Raw genomic sequence first — 20,747 nt, forward strand, 5'->3', positions numbered from 1 at the left:
GGGAGCCGGTCAGCCGACATGGACCTGGCGACCATCTACCGCGCGGAGTACGGCCGCTGCGTCGCCACGCTGGCCCGCCTCCTCGGTGACATCAACCTCGCCGAGGAGGCGGTCCAGGACGCCTTCACCACGGCGCTGCAGAAGTGGCAGACCCCGCCGCCGAACCCCGGCGCCTGGATCGTGACCACCGCCCGCAACCGCGCCGTCGACCGGCTCCGCCGGGAGTCGACCCGCGAGGCCCGGCACGCCCAGGCTCTGCTGCTGCACCACCAGGACGAGCCCCGAGAGGTGGGACCGGTGACAGACGACCAGTTGCGACTCATCTTCACCTGCTGCCACCCCGCGCTCGGCCCGGAGGCGCGGACCGCCCTCACGCTTCGCCTGCTCGGCGGTCTCGACGTACCGGAGATCGCGCGCGCCTACCTGATCCAGGAGTCGACAGTCGCGCAGCGGATCGTGCGCGCGAAGAAGAAGATCCGGGACGCCGGCATTCCCTACCGGGTACCCGCCGAACACGAGCTGCCGGACCGACTGCCGTACGTGCTCACAGTGCTCTACCTGATGTTCAACGAGGGCTACGCGTCCACCGCCGGACCGCTGATCAGAACGGACCTGTGCGCCGAGGCGATCCGGCTCGCCCGCGAGCTCGCCGCGTTGATGCCCGACGAGCCCGAGGTGCTGGGTCTGCTCGCCCTGCTGCTGCTGACCGAGGCGCGCCGCCCGGCCCGGCTCGACCCGTCCGGCGAGCTGGTGCTGCTGCCCGACCAGGACCGGTCACTGTGGAACCGGGCGCTCATCGCCGAGGGGCACGACCTGGTCCGGCGTTGCCTGCGGCGCAACCAGCCCGGCCCGTACCAGATCCAGGCCGCGATCGGCGCGGTGCACACCGACGGCGCCGCCACCGACTGGCCGCAGGTCCTGGCACTGTACGACCAGCTTCTCGCGCTCACGCCGACCCCGGTCGTCGCGCTCAACCGCGCGGTCGCCGTCGCCGAGGTGCACGGACCGGCGGTGGCCCTCGCCGGGTTGGACGGTGTCGACCTCCCGGGCTACCACCGGCTGCCGGCCACCCGGGCCGAACTGCTCGCCCGGCTCGGCCGCGACGACGAGGCCCGAGCCGCCTACGACCAGGCCATGGCACTGGCCACCAACGAGACCGAGCGGGCCCACCTACGGACCCGTCGTACCGCACTCACCAGTGAACGGAGCACATCATGACCGCCACCTACACCATCGACGTCTTCTCCAGCCTTGACGGCTTCGGCACCGCGAGCGGCAACTGGGGCGGCTACTGGGGCAAGCAGGGCCCCGAGTTGCTCGCGCACCGACTGGCCATCTACGACGAGAAGCAGAGGATGGTCTTCGGGGCCCGCACGTACCGGGTGTTCGCGCAGATGCTGGCCGCGAGCACCGAGGAGACCGGGGTCCTTGACGCCTGGGTCACCCGGATGAGGAGCCTCCCGGCGACTGTGGTGTCGAAAACGCTGGAAGGCCCCCTCGACTGGCCGGACGCGACAGTCGTGCCCGGTGACGCCGTGGACGTCGTCGCCCGGCTCAAGGAGGAGTCCGACGTGCCTCTGCGATCGCACGGCAGCCTGTCGATGAACCGGGCGCTGCTGGCCGCCGGTCTGGTCGATTTCATCCAGGTGACGATCTTCCCGGTGGTCACCGGTCAGACCGGGACGGAGCCGATCTTCCAGGGTGCGGCCGACTTCGACCTGGAGCTGGTCGAGAGCCGCATCCTCGACGGTCGCTCCCACGAACTCGTCTACCGCCCCACCCTGCACGTCTGAGCCGTCCCGGCGACCGTCAGGGTCCGATCACCACTGGTGGGCCACGTCGAGCACGATCCGGCTGTGGGTGCCCGGTCCGGCAAGCACGAGCACCCGGAACGGCAGCCGCGCCCGTACGCCGACCGCGAAGGTGCTGTAGCCCTCGAAGCTGCCGCCGAAGACGACGTCACGCAGGGTCGGGTAGCGCAGCAGGTTCGCGACGTGCTCGCCGACCGCGTACGGCACGGTGCCCTGGTGGGTGTCGTCGTACGCCGGCGCGCGCAGCGAGACCCGCAGCAGCGCGCCTCCGGCGGTGTACGGCGACAACGCCAGCCCCTCGCCCTCGGTCCACGTCTCCCCGTAGCCGACGGCGTACCCGTCGACCGGGCCGGCGAACTCGAACACCACCCGGTCGTAGCAGTCGTGTCGGCCGGTGCGCACCTCGACCAGCGGTTCGCCGCTGAGCGCGCCGGCCGACCTGTCCGCGCTGCCCCAGGTGATGCCGCAGTACGCCGACCCGGTCGTGGTGCCGGCCGCGCTGCTGCTGCCCGTGCCGACGACCAGCCCGGCGAGGACGACGGCCAGTGCTGTCAGTGCGCCTCTGATCCTCATCGTGGTTCTCCCTTCGAGAGTCGGGGCCACGTGGTGGTGACCCTCTGCCGCCACCGTCGTCCTGCCTCGGCACTGGCGCTTCGCCGTGGCGTAACCGCTGAGTAACAGTGGCTGAGACTCAGTCGACCGTGGGCGGCCGGTCGAGCGTGCGCAGCGGAGAGCAGAAGACCGGAAGCCAGGTCACCGCGTTCGCGACCGCGCCGACCACCAGCGCGGTGTGGACGCTTACGAACTGTCCGAGCATCCCGGCGAGTACTGCGCCGATGGTGAGCGCCCCGGTGAGCAGAAACCGGAAAGTGGCGTTCATCCGTCCGAGCAACACGTCCGGGGTGAGGCCCTGGCGCAGGCTGACCCCGATCACGTTGCCAATCCCCGTCCGCCAGGCCAGCGCCAGCCAACCGGCCGCCGCCACCCAGAGCATCGGCCCGGAGTCGACCAGCGTGACCAAACCGCCGAGCGGCGCGGCGAGCAGTCCGGGCAGCCAGAGCGCGCGACCGTGACCTATCCGCTCGGCGAGCGGGCGTGCGGTCACCGCGCCGAGCAGGGCACCGATCCCGCCCACGCCGAGGAACAGACCGAGGGTGGCGGCACCCAGTCCCAGCTCGCGTAGGAACACCACCGGCAGCAGGGTGGTGGACAGCTGCATGGTCAGGTTGATGCTCGCGGTCGAGAGGGCGAGCGGGCGGAGCAGGGGGTTGCCGGTCACGTGCCGGACGCCCGTGCCGAGCTGCTGAGCGAAGCCGCCCGACACCCGCGGCGGACGTCGGCTCGGCAATTCGGCACGGGTCCGGGCCAGAATCATCCCGGACACCACGAAGGTCACCGCGTCCAGCACGATCGCGACCGGTGCCGTGAGCGCCTGTACGACCAGCCCGCCCAGCCCTCGACCTGCGATCTGCATGGTCGCATTGGTGCTCATCATCAGCGCGTTCGCCGCCACCAACCGGCCCCGGCCGACCAATTCCGGCAGATAGCTCTGCGCGGCAACGTCGGCGAAGACGGTGCCGACGCCGGTCAGCAGTACCACCAGGTACAGCTGCGGGATGGTCAGCCATCCGGCCCACCATGCCACCGGCACGGATGCCACCAACGCCGCCCGGGCGAGGTCGGCGGTGACCAGGACGGCGCGGCGCGGCAGCCGGTCGACCCAGACTCCGGCTGGCAGACCGATCAGCAGGAACGCGGCGGTGCTCAGCGCACCGAGCAGCCCCACCTCAACAGGGCTTGCCGACAGCAGGGACACAGCCAACACCGGCACGGCCAACTGGCCGATGTGCAAGCCGATGCCGTCGATGAGGGCGGCGGCGTAGAGCAGACGGAAGGAGTGCGGCCAGGGGCTGGCCTGGTCCTTCGATCCGGTCGTCGTCGAGGCGGTGGTCATGCCACCACGGTGCCGGCGGCAGCGCCTCGAACCGATAGATTTGACTCTCGCCGAATCCGCCGGGGGCTTCCAATGATGCTGGTCGGTCTGAACGCGCGGGACCTGGCGATGACCCGATTCGCGGTGTCACCGCTCTGGGAAGCTGTGGCGAGCGTGCGGATCATCAAGCAGCCGCGCCAGTTTCCGGAGCATCTGGCCTGGTACGAGCGGGTCCAGCCACGCTTGGTCGGCGTGCGGTGGCAGCTCTTCGCCGAGCTGGTGCGGATGCCGACGCCGCTCATCCCGACCTTCGTCTGCCCGCCGCCGGCCACCTCGCAGCCCACCCTTGACATCGAGTTGGCGTCCCTCGTCGCCACCCCTGCCGAAGCGGTGCGGGCCAGCCTCGACGCGCTGCCGGGGCGCCGGTCGTCGTCCCTGGCAGCGCTCTATGCCGACCCGCCGCCTCACCTGACTCGGCTGGCCGAGGCCATTCGGGCGTACGTCGACGCGGTCATCGCACCCTACTGGCCCCGGATGCGCACTCTGCTGGAGCGGGAAGTGCTGCTCGGCGCAGAGCGCATGGCGACCGACGGGGTTCATGGTCTGCTCAACCACCTCGATCCCTTCGTCCGGCTGAGGGCCGACACGCTGTCGGTGGAGCACATCACCCGGAGTGGCTCGGTGCGACTCGACGGACGGGGCCTGCTGCTCGTGCCGTCGGTATTCATCGGCCGCCGGGTGTGGTCGAATTTTGGCTCTCCTGGGCAACCGGTGCTGCGCTTCCCGGCGCGGGCGGTGGCCACGCTGTGGGAACGGGGTCGGACCCCGCACGGGCACGCGCTCGCCCGGGTGCTGGGTAGGACCCGGGCGGCGCTGCTGCACGAGTTGGCCGTGCCGACCTCGACTCTGGAACTCGCCGAGCGATGCCGGCTCACCTCTGGCACCGTTTCCCAGCACCTTGGCGCGCTGCGTGACGCCGGCCTGGTCGGCACGCACCGGGTCGGGCGTTTCGTCCTATACGCCCGCACAACCGCAGCCGAGGCGCTGATCGCCGCCAACGGTACGGCTGCCCCCTGACGCCGGTGGGCGAGGCCCGCCAGGGCGTTGGCGCGACTCGGCGGTATGACGCTTCCGCTATGTCGGACCTCAGCCGTCGCCGCTCTAACATTCACGTACATCAATACCGGTGGTTATCGGCCGCCGGACGACCGCAGGGGAGTGCGTGATGTTCCGACGACAACTGAGACGTACGGCGATGGCCGTGCTGGTGGCCGTGCTGGCGGCGACCGGGGTGCAGGTCGCCACCGGCGCTCCCGCCGCCGCCGTCCGGACCGTCTACTACGACGCGAGCCGGACCGGCGAGTTCCGCACCAACTTCGACCAGGCGGCACAGATTTGGAACAGCCGGGTCAGCAACGTCCGGCTGCTGGCCGGCACCCCGGCCAGCATCACCATCTACGTCGACGACGGCTGGCCGCGGGCGCAGCCGACCGGCCTCGGCTCGGGACGGATCTGGATGGGCCGCACCGCCGTCAACCAGGGCTACGACCGCAACCGGATCGCCGCCCACGAGCTCGGCCACATCCTCGGCCTGCCGGACCGGCGCACCGGGCTCTGCTCCGACCTGATGTCCGGCAGCAGCGCCCCGGTCTCCTGCCGCAACGCGAACCCCAGCTCGACCGAGGCGAGCCGGGTGAACTCGCTGTTCGCCGGCAGCCTGGCCGCGCCGGCCAGCACGACGTACACCTGGACCGGCGTCTCGGACCTCGGGGCGACAGTGGTCGGCAGCCGGCCCGCCTGACCAGCGAGGGCATCGGAACGGGGGCGCGCGAAGGACGCCCCCGTTTGCCGCGGGGCGGTGTCACCCCACGCGATCCCACGATGCGGTACGGTGCCTGACGTATCGACATATCGGAGGTGGATTGATGCCTGCCGTCGTCGTCCTCGCGCTGACCCTCGCCCTCGCGCCCGCGCCGTCCCCGTCGACCACCTCGGGTCCGGTCGCTGATCTCCTCGGTGGCGTCGGCCGGATCGTCGACGACCTCCTCGACCAGGGTGGCGCGCCGAGCGCGCCGCCAACCGCGACCTCCACGCCGACCTCCACGCCGAGGTCGCCGGCGGTCACCGACCAGGCCAACCCGGCGCGGCCCACCACGGTTCCGACACCCGCCGGGCCGTCGGCCGCGGTCCGCGCCCCGGGCGCCCCCGTCGCCTCCGTTCGGCCCGACGGTGGCGGGGTCACGGGCTCCCGTGCTGCCGCCGTGCCCCGCAGCGACGGTGGCCCTCCCGCTCCGGTCGCCCCGCCGCCGCTCGCCAACCCCGTCCGCGACGGCTGGCCGCCGGTGTCCTACCTCCTGGTCCTGGCCGTCCTGGTGCTGCTGGCGTTGTTGCTCCTGCGCCGCCACCGTCCCGCCGCCGAGCCTGTGCCGGATCCCGCTCCCGGGCCGGATCCGGGTCCCGTGCCGGACAATGTCAGCCGGTTGCCGACCAGCCTCAACGCGGTCTACGAGCTGGGCCGGCTGGACGAGCGGCTCGCCCGGGAGCGCGGCCGCCCCACCTGAGGCCACGACCGCGGCCTCACCGCGCCGGGTACGCGCCCTCGTGCCGCGGGATGTCGTCGTCGTACGCCCCGACCGGCCCGCGGTAGCGCTCCGTGCCCGTCGGGTAGGGCCAGGCGTTCGCGGTGCAGCCGTGCAGGCCCAACGTCTGCTGCTGCATCACCGGCGCCGGCCGGCCCCGCCGGGGGCACCGCTCGTGACCGAACCCGAGCTTGTGCCCCACCTCGTGGTTGACCATGTACTCGCGGTAGGTGGACAGACTCGCGCCGTAGCCGGGCACCCCCTTGACCCAGCGCGCCACGTTGAGCACCACCCGGCCCCCGTTGCGGCACGAGGTGTAGGCGTCGGGCACGTCCTGGCAGAGCGTGTCGCGGGTGACGGGGGTCGCCAGGTAGACGGTGAAGTCGGTCGGATCGCCGGCGCCCACCCGGCGCAGCCGCCACGTCCCGCCGGCCGTCCACCCACGGGGGTCGTTCAACGTCGCGGAGATCGCCGTCGCGATGTCGCCCACCGGCAGACCCCGGATGTCGCGTTCCACGGCGATCCGGTAGCGCAGCAGTTGACCGCCGGGCGCCCCGGTGGGTGCCGACTCGGCGGGTGCCGTCGTCCAGCGGTTGCCGCCGGCGGCGGGGTAGGTGACTCCGACGGCCGGCGAGGCACTGGGTGAGATGTCGGCGACTGCGGTCGGCCGACCGGAGGCGGTGACCGCCGCCGGCCCGGTGGGCCGCGGCCCAGCGGCGACGGGATCGCTGCCGGGTTGCCCGGCGGCCGGCATTCCGCACCCGGTGAGCAGCGCCACCACCAGCAGTGACGCCGCTGAGGCGGTACGCCATCGGCGGGTAACCTTCGTCGACATGTCTCTCCCCTCGCGCCCCGATCGGCGGCGGCGCGGGGGAGAAGACGGGTGACCGCGGCGAAAAGTTGAGGTGAGGTCGACTCAACCTTTTCCCGGCCTCGCCCGTCCCTAGCGGTATGGCACGGGGAAGGGTTCACGGTGGCGCGGGGTGACGCGGAGTTCGTCGAGTTCGCGAGAGCGGCGTCCGCGCGACTGGTGCATGCCGCGTTCCTCATGACCGGCGACCACCACCAGGCCGAGGACGCCGCGCAGACCGCCCTGGTGCGCACCTATGCGTCGTGGTCGCGCGTCCACGACGACGACGCCTACGGGTACGCCCGCCGCACCCTGGTCAACCACCTGATCGACGGGTGGCGACGACCGATGCGGGAGTATCCGACCGACGAGGTGCCGGAGCCGCGGCGCGGCGACGTGGCCGACGAGGTGGCCACCCGGCGCTGGTTGATCACCATCCTCGGCGCGCTCAGCCCCCGTGAGCGGGCCATCGTCGTGCTGCGCTACTACTTCGACCTTCCGGAGGCGCAGGTGGCCCGGGAACTCGCCGTATCCGTGGGCACTGTCAAGAGCACCAGCTCGCGGGCGTTGGAGAAGCTGCGCACCGCCGCGCCGCAGACGGCTGACAGCGAGGCGTGCCGATGAGCGAGTGGGAACAGCTCCGCGACGCCATGCGGGCGACCGAGCGCCCCGAGACCGTGCTCGACCTGGACCTGGTCATGCGCGAGGGGCGGCGGCTACGGACCCGTCGGCGGGCTGCCGGAGTGGGAGCGGGAACGCTCGCGGCCGGCCTGGTCGCCGTCGTCCTGGTGGGGGTCGTCGCCCGGCCGGGCGATCCGCCCGCCCCCGAACGCCCACCGCCGGCCGCCGTCGCCCCGCCATCGGCCGCTGTCTCGCCGACGGCCCCGGACTCGGTGGAGCCGACGGCGCCGCCGACGGTGGCCCGCGACGTCCCGCCCCCGAAGCCGGTGGGCCAGCTGATCGACAGCGGGGTGCGGTACGGCGCCGACCGGCGGATGTACTACGTCGTCCGGGTGTCCGTGCCCGGTGCGCCAAAGGTGGCCATCGGGCTCGCCGCCGGTCGGCAGGCTCCGGACGGCGCACTGACCACGGACATCCTGGTCAACGACGTCGAGGGGTCCGACCGCGGGCCCGGGTTCCACGAGATCGGCTACGACGACAGCTCCTCGACCACGCCGGTGCCGACCTTCGGCTACTTCGTCGGCCCCGCCCGCCGGATCATCGGCACTGTGGACGGCCGGCAGGTTGACGCCAGGCTGGCCCGGTGGAGTATCGACAAGCAGGTGGTGATCTTCTGGTTCGAGCCGGGCCAGTTGGCCCCCGGGCAACGGCTCGACGGCATCATCGCCCGTGACGCCGACGGTCGCCGGCTCTGACGCGCTGGCTTGTCGCTCAGGCCGGATCGGTCCACCGGCGCTCGATCGTCACCGTCGTCCCCTCGGCGGTGGAGACCAGCCGCACGTCGCCGTAGGCGTTCATCAGCAACGCGCCGCGTCCCCGGTCCATCGCCGGCCGGCGGTCCCGCCAGGTGCCGAAGTCCCGCACCGAGATCCGGATCAGCCCGCCGCCGACCTGAAGCCGGACCCGCACCTCCGGCCGGCTGGGCCGCTGCGCGTGTTCGACCGCGTTGTTCATCGCCTCGGAACCGGCGAGCAGGAGATCCTCCAACACGTCCGGGTCGACGTCGAGGTCGTCCAGCGTCAGCCGGACGTCCCGACGCATCGCCGCGGCCGAGGTGGGCGCGGACGGGTAGGTCCAGTCGACGTCCAGGATGTCGCCCAGCCCGCTCCGGTCGGTCGGTGCCTGCGCCAGCGCCGGCGCGTCCCGCCCGGGTGCGACCGGCCGGGGCGGCGCGACGGCGGTGACCGGGTCGGGCCGCGTCGGCGTCGCGTCGGCCGCCGACACGGTGACGTCGCCGGTCGGGTGGCTGCGGGCCCGCCGGATGCCGGCCCGGACCCGGGCGATCAGCTCAGCCGCGGCGAACGGCTTCACCAGATAGTCGTCGGCGCCCAGGTTCAGGCCCTCCACGCTGGCCTGGCCGCCGGCGCGGGCGGACAGCACCAGCACCGGCAGGCCCCGGGTGGCCGGGTCCGCGCGGAGCCTGCGGACCAGGTCGAAACCGTCGAGCACCGGCATCATCACGTCGGTGAGGACCAGGTCCGGCGGATCGCGGTGGACCTCGTCGAGGGCCTGCCGGCCGTCGGTGACGGCCCGCACCCGCCAGCCCTGCCCAGTGAGCAGCCGACTGAGGTACGCCCGCATGTCGGAGTTGTCATCGGCGATGAGGATCCGTGCGCCGGCCAGCTCGTCCATGCCCGGACCGGACACGTCGCCGGGCTCCGTGGGATCGCCGCCCGGCTCGGTGAGCCAGCCCATCGCCTCCTCGACGGTGGCCCGGGCCGCGTCACCCCGTCCGGCCGGCGACGGCTCGGTCCCCGCCGTGCGGCCCGCCGCCGACCAGGGCAGCGCCACGGTGAACGTGCTGCCGACACCCACGCTGCTCGTCACCCGGACCGTGCCGCCCTCCAGCCGGGCCAACTCGCACGCCAGGGCGAGGCCGATGCCGGTGCCCTCGTGGCTGCGGGCGCGGGCGCCCCGGACCCGGTGGAAGCGTTCGAAGAGTTTCGGCAGGTCCGCTTCGGCGATGCCGATGCCGGTGTCCGCGACGGTGAGGCGGACCTCCTCGTCGTCGGATTCCAGGGCCACCCGGATGCTGCCGATGAACGTGTACTTCAGGGCGTTGGACAGCAGGTTCGTGACGATGCGTTCCCAGTTGACCGGGTCGAGGGCGACCGGCCGGGGCAGCGGCGGGCAGACCACCTCGAGAGTGAGCCCGGCGCGCTCGACGGCGGCCCGGAACACGCCGGCCAGCTCGGCCGTGAGCGCCGCCAGGTCGACCACGCGGGCGTCGCTGCGGGCCCGTCCGGCCTCCAGGCTGGAGAAGGTGAGCAGGCTGTTGACCAGGGTCAACAGTCGGGTGGCGTTGCGCCAGGAGGTTTCCACCCGCTCGCGCTGCACCGCCGGCAACGGCGCGGTGGCGTCGGTGAGGGCGTCGGCGAGCGGACCGAGGATCAGGGTCAGCGGGGTACGGAACTCGTGGCTGACGTTGGCGAAGAAGTCGGTCTTCACCCGGTCCAGTTCGGCAAGCGCCTCGACCCGGCGCCGCTCCTGCTCGTACTCCTGTGCGTTGCGCAGCGCCACGGCGATCTGCTGGGCCAGGAGTTGGTAGAAGGATCGGTACGCCTCGTCGAGCCCGCGGCTGGGGCTGACCCCGGCCAGCAGGACGCCGAGCGGCTGATCCTCGCCGCCGGCGGGCAGCGGCAGTGCCAGCGCGGTCCGGACCGGGTCGCCCCACGGGCCGCCGGGCAGCGGCAGCCGGTGGGCGACGTCGGGCACCGCCGTCGCTCGGCCCCGCGCGGCGTCCGCCAGCCCCCACGCGTCCGCGGCCGAGCCGGGCTCGGCCAGCTCGACGGTGTCCGGTAGCGCCCGCGCGTACCCCTTGTCGCCGCCGGTGCAGGCGACGCGCCGCAGCGCCGTGCCGTCCCGCAGGTAGATGGCGGTGAACGGCACGTCCAGCGGGTGGCCCTCGATCGCGTCGGTCAGCCGGGCGCCTGTGGCGTGCACGTCGACGGTGCGTCCGTCGCCGAGAACGGACAGGTCACGCAGCAGTCGCAGCCGGCGTTCGCCGACCACCTGCTCGGTGACCTCGCTGCACACGGTGAGGATGCCGACGGACCGGCCGTCGTCGTCGCGGACCGGGGCGTGCGAGACGCTGAAGTACGCCTCCTCGCGGTAGCCGGCCCGCTCCAGCAGCAGCCGCAGGGCGGGGACCCAGCTGGCCACTCCGGTCGCCGTGGCCTGCTCGATGAGCGGGGCGAGGACGTCCCAGCCCTCGGCCAGGGTCACCCGTACGTCGTCGCCGAGCGCGGCCGGGTGCTTGTCGCCGATCAGCGCGGAGTACGCGTCGTTGTAGAGCTGGGAGAAGCTCTCTCCCCAGAGCAGCAGCATGGGGTACCGGGACGAGAGCACCGTGCGGACCGCGGCGCGCAGGCTCTGCGGCCAGCCGGTCACCGGGCCGAGTGGAGTACGGGCCCAGTTCAGCTCTGCCATCAGCCGGCCGGTGTCACCGCCGCCGGTGAACAGGTCGGTGCCGGGTCCTGTCACGCTTGATCCGGCCCCATCGCAAGCCCCCGTTCCGGGCCCAACGACCCCTGCTGCGTTACCTACCCATCCTGGCACCTCTACTCACCTGTGCCGTAGCCGGTACCTACCGTCGAAGCGGCGGGGGTTCGGGACGAACGACCGATGCCCTCTACATCGACATCTGTAAGTGTCTCGGGTATCTCTCCAACCCCGAGGAGCCCCCATGAGAGGCAGAACGCTGAGCGCGGGTGTCGCGCTCGCCGTGTTCGCCGGGATGACGGTGACGCTGGCCGCCCAGCCGGTGGCCGCGTCGCCCACCACCGCGACAGTGGCCCGGCCGATCGCCGCGTCCGCCGCCGCCGTGGCCGCACCGGACATCTCCGTCACCAACGTCCAGGCGCATCTGACCCAGTTCAACTCCATCGCCAGCAGCAACGGTGGCAACCGCCGGGCCGGCTCGGCCGGCTACACCGCCTCGCTCAGCTACGTCAGGACCAGGTTGCAGTCGGCCGGCTACACCGTCAGTGAGCAGTACTGCTCCAGCTGCACGTACCCCTCGAACAACCTGATCGCGGAGTGGCCGGGCGGCCCGACCGACCAGGTGGTCATGTTCGGCGCGCACCTGGACAGCGTCTCGGCCGGACCGGGCATCAACGACAACGGCTCCGGCTCGGCGACCCTGCTGGAGAACGCGCTGGTCCTGGCCGCGCAGAACCCGACAGTGACGAAGAAGGTCCGGTTCGCCTGGTGGACCGACGAGGAGCAGGGGCTCAACGGCTCCCGGTTCTACGTCAACTCGCTCAACGCCACCCAGCGCGGATACATCAAGGGCTACTACAACTTCGACATGGTCGGCTCGATCAACGGCGGCTACTTCATCAACCGGGTCACCTCGAGCACGGCGGCGCCGCTGAAGGCGTACTGGGACTCGTTGGGCCTGTCGCCGGAGGAGAACGTCGAGGGTCAGGGCCGCTCCGACGACTACTACTTCCAGCAGGCCGGCATTCCCACCTCGGGCTACGCGGCCGGCGCGAGCGCCCGCAAGACCAGCTCCCAGGCGGCCAAGTGGGGCGGGACCGCCAACTCCGCGTACGACCCGTGCTACCACCGGTCCTGCGACACCACAGCGAACGTCAGCGCCACGGTGTTGAACCGGGCGGCCGACGGTGTCGCGTACGCGCTGTGGCAGCTCGCCGTCGGCGGCGGCACCCCGAGCTGCGCCGGTGGCCAGGTGGTCGGGAACGGTGGGTTCGAGAACGGCACCACCCCGTGGACCGCGTCCTCCGGCGTGATCACCAACGCCAGCGGCCAGCCGGCCCGGACCGGGTCGTACAAGGCGTGGCTGGGCGGCAACGGCAGCACCCGCACCGAGAGCCTGTACCAGTCGGTGACAGTGCCGGCCGGGTGCGCCAGCTACACGCTGTCGTTCTGGTTGCACATCGACACCGCCGAGACCACCGGTTCCACGGCGTACGACCGGCTCACCGTGCAGGTGGGTTCGACAACGCTTGCGACGTACTCGAATCTCAACGCCGCCGCCGGCTACGCCCAGCGCAGTCTGAACGTGGCCGGGTTCGCCGGGCAGACGGTGACGCTGCGGTTCACCGGCACCGAGGACTCGTCGTTGCAGACCAGCTTCGTGATCGACGATGTGACGTTGCTGGCGAGCTGACCGGGTACGCGACCGGACGAGCCGCCACCGCTGCTTCCCGGTGGCGGCTCGTCGCGTCCGAGGTCAGGGGAGTTGCGGGTAGAGCGCGGCGACGCCGCCGGCCAGCCCGGCCTGCACCTGCCGGCTGATGTCGTCGGCGACGATCTCGTACGCGTCCGTCTCGATGCCGTCGATGCCGATCCGGGCGATCGCCGCCGGGTCGGACTTCGGGCCGGTGGCGTCCGCGGCCATGTCGGTGTCCAGGTAGCCGACGTGCAGGCCGGCGACCCGGATGCCCCGCTCGGCGAGCTGGACGCGCAGCGTGTTGGTCATCGACCACTCGGCCGACTTGGCGGCGCCGTACGGGCCGTGGACCGGGGTGCCGTACCAGGACAGCACGGAGAGCACGTTGAGGATCGTGCCGCCGCCGTTGCCGGTGAGGACCGGCGCGAACGCCCGGATCATGGACAGCGTGCCGAGGTAGTGGGTCTCCAGCTCCAGCCGGATGAGGTCCAGGTCGCCGTCGAGCAGGTCGGCGTGGGTGTCGATGCCGGCGTTGTTGATCAGGAGGTTGACGTCGCCGGCCAGCGTGGCGGCGGCGGCGACCGAGGCGGGGTCGGTGATGTCGAGGCGCACCGGCGTCACGCCGGGCAGGTCGACGGTGTCCGGGTTGCGGGCGCCGGCGTAGACGGTGGCGCCACGGGCGACGAGTTCGGCGGCCAGGTGCCGGCCGAAGCCGCGGTTGGCGCCGGTGACCAGGGCGATGCTTCCTGCGATCTTCATGGCGGTGACGCTATCCCACCTGACTTCTGTTTACCAAAGTCAGCCATCTCACGACGACGACCGTCCCGATCGGGAATACGACCGGGATGCGGTCACCGCGCGGCCGGTGACGACTCGTATCCTTTCCGCGAACATCCGCACGAGCCGAGAAGGGAGACGGTGTGAGCAATCAGGCCGAGACGTTGGAGTTCCAGGCCGAGGCGCGACAGCTCCTCCAGTTGGTGGTCCACTCGATCTACTCGAACAAGGACGTCTTCCTGCGGGAACTCATCTCGAACGCGTCCGACGCGCTGGACAAGCTGAGGCTGGCCACGCTCGTCGACAAGGACCTCGTCGCCGACACCGACGACCTGCACGTCGCCCTGGAGGTCGACCGGGACGCCCGCACCCTCACCGTGCGGGACAACGGCATCGGGATGACCCGCGACGAGGTCGTCCAGCTGATCGGCACCATCGCGAAGTCCGGCACCGCCGAGCTGCTGCGCCAGCTGCGCGAATCCGCCGACGCCCGTGCCTCGCAGGACCTCATCGGCCAGTTCGGTGTCGGCTTCTACGCCGCGTTCATGGTCGCCGACCGGGTCACCCTGCTGACCCGCAAGGCCGGCGAGACCGGCGGCACCCGGTGGGAGTCCACCGGTGAGGGCACGTACTCGATCGAGGGAGTCGACGAGGCGCCGCAGGGGACCAGCGTGACCCTGCACCTCAAGCCCGTCGACACCGAGGACAACCTGCACGACTACACCGCCGAGTGGACCGTCCGGGAGATCGTCAAGCGCTACTCCGACTTCATCGCCTGGCCGATCCGGATGCGCGTCGAACGCCCCGGCGCCGACGGTGCGGACGCCACCAGCGAGGAGCAGACGCTCAACTCGATGAAGGCGCTCTGGGCGCGGCCCCGCGACGAGGTCGACGCCGCCGAGTACAACGAGTTCTACAAGCACGTCAGCCACGACTGGGCCGACCCGCTCGAGGTCGTGCACATGAAGGGCGAGGGCACCTTCGAGTACGAGGCGCTGCTCTTCCTGCCCAGCCACGCCCCGCTGGACCTGTTCTCCCCGCAGGGCCGCCGCGGCGTCCAGCTCTACGTCAAGCGCGTGTTCATCATGGACGACTGCGAGGCGCTGGTCCCCACCTACCTGCGCTTCGTCAAGGGCGTGGTCGACGCCCACGACCTGTCGCTGAACATCTCCCGCGAGATCCTCCAGCAGGACCGGCAGATCCAGATCGTTCGCCGCCGCCTGGTCAAGAAGATCCTCGCCACGGTCAAGGACCTCAAGGCCAACCACCCCGAGCGCTACCGCACCTTCTGGACCGAGTTCGGCGCCGTGGTCAAGGAAGGGCTGATCGACGACACCGACAACCGGGACACGCTGCTGGAGATCATCTCCGTGGCCTCCACCCACGACCCGGCCGAGCCCACCGACCTGGCCGGCTACGTGTCGCGGATGAAGGACGGCCAGAGCGACATCTGGTACGCCACCGGCGAATCCCGGGCCGCCATCGAGAACTCTCCGCACCTGGAGGCGTTCCGCGCCAAGGGCCACGAGGTGCTGCTGCTCACCGACCAGGTCGACGAGGTGTGGGTCGAGCGGGTCGGCACGTACGACGGCCGGCCGCTGCGCTCGATCGCCAAGGGCGAGATCGACCTGGACACCGACGAGGAGAAGCAGCAGGCCGAGGCCGAGCGCGAGCAGCAGCGACAGGAGTTCGCCGCGCTGCTCGACTGGCTGGGCACCACCCTGACCGACAGTGTCCGGGAGGTCCGTCTGTCGTCCCGGCTGACCACCTCGCCGGCCTGCGTCGTCGGCGATGCCCACGACCTCACCCCGACCCTGGAGAAGATGTACCGGGCGATGGGGCACGAGGTGCCCCCGACCAAGCGGATCCTGGAGATCAACCCCGGTCACCCGCTCGTCTCCGGGCTGCGCAAGGCCCACGAGCAGGGCACCGACCCCACCGCCCTGACCGAGACCGCCGAGCTGCTCTACGGCCTGGCGGTGCTCGCCGAGGGCGGCGAGCTGACCGACCCGGCCCGCTTCACCAGGACGCTCGCCGACCGGCTGGCGCGCACCCTGTAACCGGCGACACCCCTCCGGCCGGCGGGCCTCCCGCGCAGCGGACCCCGCCGGCCGGTCACGTCAGTGGCCCGGGATCACCAGACCGGACTCGTAGGCGACCATCACCGCCTGGGCGCGGTCGCGCAGGTTCAGTTTGGCGAGCAGGTTGCCGACGTGCGTCTTCACCGTGTGCTCGCTGAGGTGGTGGTGGGCGGCGATCTCGGCGTTGGACAGACCGGCCGCGATCAGGCGCAGCACGTCCGTCTCGCGAGCGGTCAGCGCGGTCACCGCAGCGGCCCGAGCCGGATCCGGGTGACCGCGCCTGTGCAGTTCGCCGATCACGCGTGCGGTGACGCCGGGGGCGAGCAACGCGTCGCCGGCGGCGACCACGCGGACCGCGTTCACCAGATCGGCTCGGGGAGCGTCCTTGAGCAGGAAGCCGCTCGCGCCGGCGCGCAACGCCGCGTACAGGTAGTCGTCGGTGTCGAACATGGTCAGGGCGAGGACCCGGCTCGGCGTACGGGCGCAGACCTGGCGGGTCGCGGCGACGCCGTCGAGGACGGGCATCCGCATGTCCATCAGGACGACGTCGGGTCGGTGTTCGAGGGCGGCCCGCACGGCGCCCGCGCCGTCGGCGGCCTCGGCGACCACCTCGATGTCCGGCTCGGCGCCGAGGATCGTCGCGAACCCGGCCCGGAACAGGTCCTGGTCGTCGGCGAGCACCACGCGCAGCATCAGCCGACCGCCGACGCCGACAGTGGCAGGGTGGCGGTGACGGTGAAGCCGTGCCCGTCGGAGGCCGGGCCGGTGCGCAGGCTTCCCCCGCAGGCCTGGGCCCGCTCGCGCATGCCGACGATCCCGTACCCGGGCGTGCCGGTGCCGGTGCCGGTGCCGGTGCCGGACGCCCGGTCGCCGCGGCCGTCGTCGGTGATGGACACGGTAAGCGAGTCCGGTGTGTGGTCCAGCAGGACGTGGACCGATCGCGCCCCGGCGTGCCGGACCACGTTGGTCAGGGACTCCTGCACGATCCGGTAGGCGGCGACCCCGACGTCCGCGGGCGGCGCGAACGGCGACGGGGAGGCACCCCCGACCGGCGGCCCGGCGCTGACCTCGAGGACGGCGTCGAGGCCGGTGGCGCGGACGCGATCGACAAGGACGGAAAGATGGGCAAGCCCCGGCTGGTCGAACGGCTGGTCGGCGGGTTCCCGCAGGCTGCCGACCGCGCGGCGGAGCTGGGTGGCCGCGTCCCTGCCGGTGGCCGCGATGGTGGCGAACGCGGCGTCGGCGCGGTCGGGTTGGTGGCGTACCAGGAGCGGCCCCGCCTCCGCCTGCACGACCATGACGCCGACCGCGTGGGTGAGGATGTCGTGCAGGTCGCGGGCGATGCGGGTGCGCTCGCGCAGTACGGCCGCCGCAAGGTCACCGGCGACCCGGCGATCCCGTTCGGCGCGGGCCAGGGCGTGGGTACGGCGGGCGCGGGTGCTGGTGCCCAGGGCGTACGAGAAGACGTAGGCGACCGACAGGTAGCGCAGCACCTCCACGTCCGGGTGCGGATACAGCAGCGAGAACAGCAGGCCGACGGCGGTGACCGCGATGCCGAGCAGGCGGACCGCCAGCGAGGACCGCGCCGCGAACGTGTAGAGGCAGACGAGCGGGCCGACCGGCAGCAGCGGGGGCGCGCCGAGCGAGGCCGAGACGGTCGTGGCGACCCCCACGACGACGGCGACCGGCACCAGCGCCCGGTCCCGCCACAGCACCGGGACCGACGACGCGACGGCGAGCGGCAGCACCCACCACGCACCTGGCCCGCCGGCCACTGCGGGCAGCACTGTCGCGGCGACGGCGGCCACAGTGACGGCGAGATTGACGTACCGCTTCACGACGGCAGTATCGTCCGGCCCGGCTCCTCCCCGCCTCCCTCCACAGGACCAGAACACCTCCACCCCGTACGGCGATCCGCCCCGGCCACCCTCGCCACACGATTGGCGCATGATGACGATCGTCGCCGCGCTCCTCAGTGGCCTGCTCTGGCTCGGCGGCACCGGGCTGCACCCCGTTGCCGCGCTGACCTGGCTCGCCCCGATCCCGCTGATCCTCGCCGCCGTGCGGGTACGCCAGAGGACCGCGCTCGGCGCGACGGTCCTCGCCTGGTCGATCGGGCAGCTCGGCGTGGTCGGGTACTACCTCGGCACCCTGCACCTTCCGGTCCCCGCGGTCGCCGGCGTGCTCGGCCTCGGACTCGGCCTGGCGGCCGGGACGGTCCTGCTCGCCCGCGCCCTGCTGTTGCGGGGGCGAACAGTGCGCGCCGTCCTCACCGTGCCGGCACTGTGGGTGCTCGGCGAGTACGCGGCGTCGCACCTGTTCCCGCAGGGGGCGTGGTGGAGTCTCGCGTACACGCAGGCCGACGTCCGGCCGGTCATCCAGCTGACCGCGCTCACCGGCGTCTGGGGCGTCACCTACGTGCTGCTCGCCGTCCCGATCGCCCTCGCCGCCCTGCTCGGCAGCGCACTGCCGACCCGCACCGGCCGGCTCGACCGCCCCGCCCTCGCCTGCCTGCTCGCCCTCCTGCTCGGCGCCGGCGGGTGGTCGGCCTGGTCACTGAGCCGTTCACCCGACCCGGCCGAGCCGCTGACCGTCGGCCTGGTCGCCCTGCGGCAGCCCACGGACGGGCTCCCGATCGACGAACCGTCCGGCCGGGACCTGCTCGCCCGCTACGGCGTACGGGTGGCGAACCTGACCGCCCGTGGGGCACGGATCGTCGTGCTGCCGGAGAAGGTGTTCGCCGTGACCGACACGACGCTGCCCGTGCTCGTGGACGCGCTGCGGCAGGCCGGGGCCCAGGTCGTCGTCGGCGCGGTGTTGTGGCGGGCCGGCACGGCGAGCAACGTCGCGCTGGTGCTGGACCCGGACGGCAGCGTCACGACGTACCAGAAACAGCATCTGGTCCCGGGCCTGGAGGAGTGGCTGACGCCGGGCGACGACGACGTGATCGTGGGCGGGCGGTTCGGCGTCGCCATCTGCAAGGACCTCGACTATCCCGGCCTGGTCCGGCGGTATCGGGCGGAGGGCGCCTCGGTGCTGCTCGTGCCCGCGCTGGACTTCACCTCCGACGGTTGGCTGCACGGTCGCATCGCAGTGGTCCGGGGTGTGGAGAACGGGATCACCGTGGTCCGCGCCGCCTGGCTCGGCCGGCTGACGGTCAGCGACGGCGGCGGCAGGCTGCTCGGTGAGGCCACCGGCGCAGACGCGGAGCTGCTTGTCACTGCCGCTCCGACGACGGGCTGGGGCACTGTCTACTCGCGTACGGGAGATTGGTTTCCGTTGTTGTCCCTGGTCTTGTTGGTCGTCGCCGTCGGGGGGTCGGCGTCTGGCTCCAGGAGGACAGCTGATCGCAAACGGTCCATCGTGGTCACTGCACAGAGTGACCAGGCCCGCAACCGCTGAGCGAACCCTCCAGCGTGCCTGGGTGAAGAAGTTCACAGGGGTTGGGCGATCGTCACCGACCGTGCCTAACGTCGGTCGGGTTCGCCAACGCGGACACCACGGCCGGCAACGCCAAATCCTGCCCCCGGTCGTCGGAACCCAGTCACCGGGCAGGAGCGGGGGACCCACACGTTCCTCGGTGCATGTCACCTCGGGGTGAAGCCGCCACCGTGCGGCCGGGCTCCTCGGCCCGAACCCGACAGCTCACCTCGCCGGCGTGGAGGAAGCTCACATGACGTCTGTCTACACCCCCCGTCATCGACGGGTCACCACCCGCCGCCTCGCCGTCGGCACCCTGGCCGTCGGTGCGGTCACGGGCGCCGTCGCCCTCTTCGGGCCGGCCGCCCCGGCGCAGGCCGCGGTCAACTGGGACGCGATCGCCACGTGCGAGTCCGGCGGCAACTGGAAGATCAACACCGGCAACGGCTACTACGGCGGACTGCAGTTCTCCCAGAGCACCTGGGCCGGTTACGGCGGCAAGAAGTACGCCGCCCGCGCCGACCTGGCCAGCCGCGGCGAGCAGATCGCGATCGCCGAGAAGGTGCTCGACGGGCAGGGCATCGGCGCCTGGCCGACCTGCGGCAAGAAGGGCGGCTCCGCCACGAAGCCGTCGACGAAGTCCACTGCGAAGCCGTCGACGAAGTCCACGCAGAAGCCCACTGCGAAGTCCACCGCGAAGCCCACCGAACAGCAGGAGCGGCCCTCGCGGCGAGAGCAGCCGGCGACCCGCAGCCACGAACGCACCGCGCCGACCACCGGCGGCCAGACGTACCTGGTCAAGCCGGGGGACACCCTGTCGGAGATCGCTGACGGCCACCGGGTGACCGGCGGTTGGCAGGCGCTGTACGAGCACAACCGGCAGCTGATCGGGGCCGACCCGGGCCTGATCTTCCCGGGTCAGCGGCTCAGCCTCTGATCGTCTTCCCGACGCAGCGGCTCAGCCTCTGACGGGTGACACGCGAACGCTCGGCCGGATCACCGGCCGAGCGTTCGTGCGTGTGATGCCGATCAGCCCACGCGCTCCTACCCCCGGGGAAGGCCGTCACGCCGCGGACGCGGACGCCTTCGGCCCTCGGTGCGACGTGACCGGACCGGCGTTCCAGCCCCACCGGGGAGCCGGTGCGCTGCTCTCCCCGGACCAACCCGTGCCGCCCTCCTCGCTGTCGCCGCCGTCGGTGGTCGTCTCGACCGGGGCGGGGGTGCTGCGGGCCAGGCGTATCGACTGCTCGGCGCCGGCGCGGGCCGCACAGGGCCAGGACTGCCCGGCGCACTGGAGGTTGCGGCAGTTGCCCTCGTCGTCCGGCTCGTGGGCACTGAGCACGTCGATCGCCAGCTGCCACAGCAGAGGGTCGGTCACGTCGTGCGGGCGCTCGGCGCTGCGGCTCGGTCGGTTGCTGGTGTCGTCGGACATTGCGGGTCCCCCCCTTTTCAGGCTGTACCCCACAAGGGTCACCCGT

Annotated in this window: 18 protein-coding genes, 1 pseudogene and 1 riboswitch; of the genes and pseudogenes, 11 read left to right on the top strand and 8 right to left on the bottom strand. The window is 72.1% G+C overall.

The annotated features are described in order from the left end of the window. Nucleotides 1-18: 18 nt before the first annotated feature. Complete coding sequence (locus tag ACQPWW_RS15455) at nt 19-1,218, top strand: RNA polymerase sigma factor (RefSeq protein ID WP_433133309.1); 1,200 nt, start codon at nt 19-21, stop codon at nt 1,216-1,218. Beyond that, entirely contained in the window at nt 1,215-1,793 is a 579-nt protein-coding gene (locus ACQPWW_RS15460) for a dihydrofolate reductase family protein (protein ID WP_433133311.1), read from the top strand. Before ACQPWW_RS15455 ends, ACQPWW_RS15460 begins: the two co-directional genes overlap by 4 nt. Before the next feature lie 27 nt (nt 1,794-1,820). Here the strand turns inward: ACQPWW_RS15460 and ACQPWW_RS15465 are convergent, their stop codons facing one another. Further along, entirely contained in the window at nt 1,821-2,384 is a 564-nt protein-coding gene (locus ACQPWW_RS15465; RefSeq protein ID WP_433133313.1) for an AMIN-like domain-containing (lipo)protein, read from the bottom strand. A gap of 118 nt (nt 2,385-2,502) precedes the next feature. Then, nucleotides 2,503-3,765, bottom strand: a complete 1,263-nt coding sequence (locus ACQPWW_RS15470; protein WP_433133315.1) for an MFS transporter — start codon at nt 3,763-3,765, stop codon at nt 2,503-2,505. Between the two features lie 108 nt (nt 3,766-3,873). Between ACQPWW_RS15470 and ACQPWW_RS15475 the strand changes: the two genes are divergently transcribed. The 3 genes and pseudogenes from ACQPWW_RS15475 to ACQPWW_RS15485 all read left to right on the top strand — a co-directional run bounded on the left by ACQPWW_RS15475 (nt 3,874) and on the right by ACQPWW_RS15485 (nt 6,305). Next, on the top strand, nt 3,874-4,821 hold the full coding sequence (locus ACQPWW_RS15475; protein WP_433133317.1) for an ArsR/SmtB family transcription factor: 948 nt from the start codon (nt 3,874-3,876) through the stop codon (nt 4,819-4,821). Nucleotides 4,822-4,969: 148 nt separating this feature from the next. Next, a pseudogene (locus ACQPWW_RS15480) lies at nt 4,970-5,542 on the top strand (snapalysin family zinc-dependent metalloprotease); the annotation flags it as partial. Between the two features lie 127 nt (nt 5,543-5,669). Continuing rightward, on the top strand, nt 5,670-6,305 hold the full coding sequence (locus ACQPWW_RS15485) for a hypothetical protein (RefSeq protein ID WP_433133319.1): 636 nt from the start codon (nt 5,670-5,672) through the stop codon (nt 6,303-6,305). A gap of 16 nt (nt 6,306-6,321) precedes the next feature. On the opposite strand, the gene ACQPWW_RS15490 is transcribed toward ACQPWW_RS15485, so the two are convergent. Further along, a complete protein-coding gene (locus ACQPWW_RS15490; RefSeq protein ID WP_433133321.1) occupies nt 6,322-7,158 on the bottom strand; it encodes a DUF3152 domain-containing protein in 837 nt (278 codons plus the stop codon). 138 nt (nt 7,159-7,296) lie between these two features. On the opposite strand from ACQPWW_RS15490, the gene ACQPWW_RS15495 reads away from it, so the two are divergent. Together ACQPWW_RS15495 and ACQPWW_RS15500 are read left to right on the top strand one after the other, a co-directional pair. Continuing rightward, entirely contained in the window at nt 7,297-7,797 is a 501-nt protein-coding gene (locus ACQPWW_RS15495; protein WP_433133323.1) for a SigE family RNA polymerase sigma factor, read from the top strand. Then, nucleotides 7,794-8,549 (top strand): hypothetical protein, encoded by a 756-nt coding sequence (locus ACQPWW_RS15500; protein WP_433133325.1) that lies wholly within the window; start codon nt 7,794-7,796, stop codon nt 8,547-8,549. The genes ACQPWW_RS15495 and ACQPWW_RS15500 overlap by 4 nt, the downstream gene beginning before the upstream one ends. 16 nt (nt 8,550-8,565) lie before the next feature. Here the strand turns inward: ACQPWW_RS15500 and ACQPWW_RS15505 are convergent, their stop codons facing one another. After that, nucleotides 8,566-11,337 (bottom strand): ATP-binding protein, encoded by a 2,772-nt coding sequence (locus ACQPWW_RS15505; protein WP_433133327.1) that lies wholly within the window; start codon nt 11,335-11,337, stop codon nt 8,566-8,568. A gap of 202 nt (nt 11,338-11,539) precedes the next feature. Between ACQPWW_RS15505 and ACQPWW_RS15510 the strand changes: the two genes are divergently transcribed. After that, nucleotides 11,540-12,988, top strand: a complete 1,449-nt coding sequence (locus tag ACQPWW_RS15510) for a M28 family peptidase (protein ID WP_433133329.1) — start codon at nt 11,540-11,542, stop codon at nt 12,986-12,988. Nucleotides 12,989-13,051: 63 nt separating this feature from the next. On the opposite strand, the gene ACQPWW_RS15515 is transcribed toward ACQPWW_RS15510, so the two are convergent. Further along, the gene (locus ACQPWW_RS15515) at nt 13,052-13,750 is read right to left on the bottom strand and encodes an SDR family oxidoreductase (RefSeq protein WP_433133331.1); all 699 of its coding nucleotides are present in this window, start codon (nt 13,748-13,750) and stop codon (nt 13,052-13,054) included. Nucleotides 13,751-13,911: 161 nt separating this feature from the next. On the opposite strand from ACQPWW_RS15515, the gene htpG reads away from it, so the two are divergent. Beyond that, nucleotides 13,912-15,828 (top strand): molecular chaperone HtpG, encoded by a 1,917-nt coding sequence (htpG, locus tag ACQPWW_RS15520; RefSeq protein WP_433133333.1) that lies wholly within the window; start codon nt 13,912-13,914, stop codon nt 15,826-15,828. 60 nt (nt 15,829-15,888) lie between these two features. Here the strand turns inward: htpG and ACQPWW_RS15525 are convergent, their stop codons facing one another. Then, nucleotides 15,889-16,542 (bottom strand): response regulator, encoded by a 654-nt coding sequence (locus ACQPWW_RS15525; RefSeq protein WP_433133335.1) that lies wholly within the window; start codon nt 16,540-16,542, stop codon nt 15,889-15,891. Continuing rightward, nucleotides 16,542-17,687 carry a sensor histidine kinase gene (locus ACQPWW_RS15530; RefSeq protein ID WP_433133337.1) on the bottom strand — a complete coding sequence of 382 codons (1,146 nt, stop codon included), beginning with the start codon at nt 17,685-17,687 and terminating at the stop codon, nt 16,542-16,544. Before ACQPWW_RS15530 ends, ACQPWW_RS15525 begins: the two co-directional genes overlap by 1 nt. 109 nt (nt 17,688-17,796) lie before the next feature. Between ACQPWW_RS15530 and ACQPWW_RS15535 the strand changes: the two genes are divergently transcribed. Together ACQPWW_RS15535 and ACQPWW_RS15540 are read left to right on the top strand one after the other, a co-directional pair. Further along, nucleotides 17,797-19,251 (top strand): nitrilase-related carbon-nitrogen hydrolase, encoded by a 1,455-nt coding sequence (locus ACQPWW_RS15535; protein WP_433133339.1) that lies wholly within the window; start codon nt 17,797-17,799, stop codon nt 19,249-19,251. Nucleotides 19,252-19,350: 99 nt separating this feature from the next. After that, nucleotides 19,351-19,522, top strand: a riboswitch (cyclic di-AMP (ydaO/yuaA leader). Further along, nucleotides 19,523-20,206 carry a transglycosylase family protein gene (locus ACQPWW_RS15540; RefSeq protein WP_433133341.1) on the top strand — a complete coding sequence of 228 codons (684 nt, stop codon included), beginning with the start codon at nt 19,523-19,525 and terminating at the stop codon, nt 20,204-20,206. It begins immediately after the preceding riboswitch. A gap of 126 nt (nt 20,207-20,332) precedes the next feature. On the opposite strand, the gene ACQPWW_RS15545 is transcribed toward ACQPWW_RS15540, so the two are convergent. Beyond that, a complete protein-coding gene (locus tag ACQPWW_RS15545; RefSeq protein ID WP_433133343.1) occupies nt 20,333-20,701 on the bottom strand; it encodes a hypothetical protein in 369 nt (122 codons plus the stop codon). Nucleotides 20,702-20,747 lie beyond the last annotated feature (46 nt).

Origin of the sequence: Micromonospora sp. CA-240977 (assembly GCF_050942285.1) — a bacterium.
GTDB lineage: Bacteria > Actinomycetota > Actinomycetes > Mycobacteriales > Micromonosporaceae > Micromonospora.

Coding starts and splice junctions, on each gene's coding strand:
- ACQPWW_RS15455 (WP_433133309.1), top strand. CDS start 19: ATGGACCTGGCGACCATCTACCGCGCGGAGTACGGCCGCTGCGTCGCC.
- ACQPWW_RS15460 (WP_433133311.1), top strand. CDS start 1,215: ATGACCGCCACCTACACCATCGACGTCTTCTCCAGCCTTGACGGCTTC.
- ACQPWW_RS15465 (WP_433133313.1), bottom strand. CDS start 2,384: ATGAGGATCAGAGGCGCACTGACAGCACTGGCCGTCGTCCTCGCCGGG.
- ACQPWW_RS15470 (WP_433133315.1), bottom strand. CDS start 3,765: ATGACCACCGCCTCGACGACGACCGGATCGAAGGACCAGGCCAGCCCC.
- ACQPWW_RS15475 (WP_433133317.1), top strand. CDS start 3,874: ATGACCCGATTCGCGGTGTCACCGCTCTGGGAAGCTGTGGCGAGCGTG.
- ACQPWW_RS15485 (WP_433133319.1), top strand. CDS start 5,670: ATGCCTGCCGTCGTCGTCCTCGCGCTGACCCTCGCCCTCGCGCCCGCG.
- ACQPWW_RS15490 (WP_433133321.1), bottom strand. CDS start 7,158: ATGTCGACGAAGGTTACCCGCCGATGGCGTACCGCCTCAGCGGCGTCA.
- ACQPWW_RS15500 (WP_433133325.1), top strand. CDS start 7,794: ATGAGCGAGTGGGAACAGCTCCGCGACGCCATGCGGGCGACCGAGCGC.
- ACQPWW_RS15510 (WP_433133329.1), top strand. CDS start 11,540: ATGAGAGGCAGAACGCTGAGCGCGGGTGTCGCGCTCGCCGTGTTCGCC.
- ACQPWW_RS15515 (WP_433133331.1), bottom strand. CDS start 13,750: ATGAAGATCGCAGGAAGCATCGCCCTGGTCACCGGCGCCAACCGCGGC.
- ACQPWW_RS15525 (WP_433133335.1), bottom strand. CDS start 16,542: ATGCTGCGCGTGGTGCTCGCCGACGACCAGGACCTGTTCCGGGCCGGG.
- ACQPWW_RS15535 (WP_433133339.1), top strand. CDS start 17,797: ATGATGACGATCGTCGCCGCGCTCCTCAGTGGCCTGCTCTGGCTCGGC.
- ACQPWW_RS15540 (WP_433133341.1), top strand. CDS start 19,523: ATGACGTCTGTCTACACCCCCCGTCATCGACGGGTCACCACCCGCCGC.
- ACQPWW_RS15545 (WP_433133343.1), bottom strand. CDS start 20,701: ATGTCCGACGACACCAGCAACCGACCGAGCCGCAGCGCCGAGCGCCCG.